We start from the raw sequence: 425 nt of genomic DNA, 5'->3' as shown, positions 1-425 counted from the left end.
GCCACCCCGGCATGTCATATTGAAAATTGGAGCGGAAGACGGGATTCGAACCCGCGACCCCAACCTTGGCAAGGTTGTATTCTACCACTGAACTACTTCCGCAAGACATGTTTGAGTTATTTCATTAAAAGTGCGGGTGAAGGGAGTCGAACCCCCACGCCAAAGGCGCTAGATCCTAAGTCTAGTGCGTCTGCCAATTCCGCCACACCCGCATATTCATTAAAAATGGTGAGCCATGAAGGACTCGAACCTTCGACCCTCTGATTAAAAGTCAGATGCTCTACCAACTGAGCTAATGGCTCTTACAATAAAAACTGGTGCCGACTAGAGGACTTGAACCCCCAACCTACTGATTACAAGTCAGTTGCTCTACCAATTGAGCTAAGTCGGCTAAATGGTGGAGGATGACGGGATCGAACCGCCGA

4 tRNA genes are annotated in these 425 nt (G+C 49.2%); all 4 read right to left on the bottom strand.

What is annotated here, in order from left to right:
* Positions 1-27 precede the first annotated feature (27 nt).
* Positions 28-102: transfer RNA gene (locus MR070_RS26890), tRNA-Gly, on the bottom strand.
* 29 nt (positions 103-131) lie between these two features.
* Positions 132-212: transfer RNA gene (locus tag MR070_RS26885), tRNA-Leu, on the bottom strand.
* A gap of 14 nt (positions 213-226) precedes the next feature.
* A tRNA-Lys gene (locus tag MR070_RS26880) sits at positions 227-302 on the bottom strand.
* Positions 303-315: 13 nt separating this feature from the next.
* Positions 316-391: transfer RNA gene (locus MR070_RS26875), tRNA-Thr, on the bottom strand.
* Positions 392-425 lie beyond the last annotated feature (34 nt).

The organism is Bacillus cereus group sp. BfR-BA-01453 (genome assembly GCF_022662915.1).
In the GTDB taxonomy this organism is placed as follows: Bacteria; Bacillota; Bacilli; order Bacillales; family Bacillaceae_G; genus Bacillus_A; species Bacillus_A paranthracis.
The sequence above is the reverse complement of the archived record's forward strand: the minus strand, read 5'-3'. Positions and strand labels throughout refer to the sequence as shown.